Origin of the sequence: Streptomyces sp. ActVer (genome assembly GCF_027270795.1) — a bacterium.
Taxonomy (GTDB): Bacteria; Actinomycetota; Actinomycetes; order Streptomycetales; family Streptomycetaceae; genus Streptomyces; species Streptomyces umbrinus_A.
On the sequence record NZ_JAPWHT010000799.1, the window covers coordinates 1 to 2,218 of the forward strand.

A 2,218-nucleotide genomic window follows, 5' to 3' on the forward strand; every position below is an offset into this window, starting at 1 on the left:
CCGGCGCGAGGGGCGCGGTCTGCGCGGTCTGCGCGGTCCGGCCTGCGGCGCGGCTCGGCGCGGACGCGGTCCAGGCGCCCGGGAACCAGACGGCGGTGTACTGCTCGATGGCGTCGCGCAGCCCGGTGGTGACGGCTCCCTCCCACGGGGGCCGGCCGGGGCGGTGGTACTTGTCGAAGGTGCCGTGCTGCTTGGTGTTCGGCCGGGTGTTGGTCGCTTCGTCGCGGCGGTGGAAGGTGCCGTGGTCGAGGAAGCTGAGGGCGACGGCGTCGATCTCGCCGCGGGCCGGGTGGACGACCGCCAGGCGTAGGCCGCCGTAGGTGTCCGCGTGGATGGTGCCGGTGAAGTCGATCCGCAGCCGCAGAGGTGTGCCGGGGACGGGGGCGGCGAAGTACGTGTTGCCCACGACCGTGCTGTTGTGGAACGGGAGGCACAGCTCGGCGAAGAACTCGGGGGCCTGCAGGGACAAGAGGGGTCTCCGATGGGGGGCGGGCTGGTCCTATCGGCGTGGACGGGGCAGGGCCGGTCGGCTGGTGGTGCTCCAGCGCGGGACGCTGGCCGCGGGGAGCGGGGCCGGGCGGCGGGATGCGGCGGCCCTCCGCACGTCGAGCGGGGTCGGGGCCAGCGGTCCGGGCGGAAGGATCGGGGTGAGCTGGGCCATGCCCTTGATGTAGCTGAAGGTCTCCTCGCGCCACCGGGGCAGGGGAGCCGGATCGGCGACGCACTCGGTGACGGCGGTGAGCAGGGCGACGGGAGTGTCGGTGCTGGCCGTGGCGTACCAGACGGGCCGGTCGATGGACTTGCCCGCCCACATCTGCCACCGGGCGTCGCGTGTGGTCAGCTCGGTTTCCGGATCGAGGTCGCCGGTGGTGAACTCCAGGCCGGCGAACCCGTCGGGGGACTGGACCGCGAAGACGCCCCAGCGCGGGCGGTCGATCTCCCAGCCCTGTTTCAGCACGGGCACGACAGCCAGAAAGGGATCGTGCTCGTCGACCCCGGCGGCCGGCCTGGCGAGGTAGGCGTCCGGGCCACGCTCGTACGCCTCGGCGAGTGCGGTGGTGAAGGCACGGACGAACTCGGTGGGGACGCGGTCGTTGAAGCAGACGCCCCACTCCGGCGGGCCGAACGAGTCCTTGTAGGCGTTGATGCGCCACAGCCCGTCGTCGTCTCCCTCGGGCAGATAGCCGAGTCGGACGCGGTGATCGGGCGCGGTGACATACACGTTGCCGAGGTCGTCGTGACGCAGGTCGAAGCCGAGCGCGAGCAGCGGTTCCAGAGCCGGGTCTCCGGTGTAAGTGCTGGCGGCGAGGTAGCGGGGGGAGACGTAGACGTCGCCGTCGATCTCTTCGGTGTCGGGCACGAAAGTCCTGAGGGTTGGGGCCGAGGGGTGAGCGGCGCGGTGCGCAGTCAGGAACCGGTGCTGGCCGCGAGGGCAGGCAGCAACTGCCGTTCCAGGTAGGCGGATTGGCCGGTGTAGTGGAGGGTGCGCAGGTCCAGCTGGGCGGCGGCCCGGCAGTTGTCCTCGCGGTCGTCGACGAACAGCACGCGTGCTGGCTCGGCGACGCCGGTGGCGGCCAGGGCGTGTTCGTACGCGGCCGGGTCGGGCTTGCACAGGCCCAGGCGGGCGGAGTACAAGGCGTCGTCCATCAGCTCGCGCCGCCAGACGGTGGCGTCCAGGACGTCGCTGAGGTGGGCTGGGGCGTTGGAGAGCAGCACCATCGGCAGCTCCGCGGCCCGGGCGCGGTACAGGACATCGAGGACGCACGGATCGGTGCGGGTCCACATGGCGGTGTCGGCGGCCCGCAGGGTGCGCAGCCACCGTGGGCCGGGATGGTGTCCGAGGACCTTGGCCCAGTAGGCGAGATCGCTCAGTTCCCCTGCGTCGTATGCGTTGCGGGGAGCCCAGAAGGCGTCCTGGAACGAGGGGAGATGCCGGTCGGGCCACTCGGCGAGGTCGGCGAGACGGGTCCACATGGCGGTGCTGGGCTGGAGACCGAGGACTCCGTTGTAGTCGAGGATCAGGGCGTCCACGCCGGTCGGGGAGGCGGAGGTGCGGGTCAAGGGGTCGTTTTCTCCAAGGCTTTGGGTGCGAGCACGGCGACGCTTGCGGCGAGGAGGGCGGGCAGCAGCAGCGCGTGCGGCAGTGCGGTGACGGTGGTGAGAGCGCCGATGAGGGCGGGGCCGGCGAGCAGGCCGACGTAGCCGGTGACCGCGACGG

3 protein-coding genes are annotated in these 2,218 nt (G+C 72.1%); all 3 read right to left on the minus strand.

Annotated elements, in window-relative coordinates; genetic code table 11:
- On the minus strand, positions 1 to 469 hold a 469-nt coding region (locus tag O3Q52_RS52185), incomplete at its 3' end, for a hypothetical protein (RefSeq protein WP_269655409.1).
- A gap of 30 nt (positions 470 to 499) precedes the next feature.
- Positions 500 to 1,360, minus strand: a complete 861-nt coding sequence (locus O3Q52_RS52190; protein ID WP_269655410.1) for a DUF317 domain-containing protein — start codon at positions 1,358 to 1,360, stop codon at positions 500 to 502.
- A 47-nt stretch (positions 1,361 to 1,407) separates the two neighbouring features.
- On the minus strand, positions 1,408 to 2,061 hold the full coding sequence (locus tag O3Q52_RS52195) for an HAD family phosphatase (RefSeq protein WP_061334502.1): 654 nt from the start codon (positions 2,059 to 2,061) through the stop codon (positions 1,408 to 1,410).
- Positions 2,062 to 2,218: the final 157 nt, after the last annotated feature.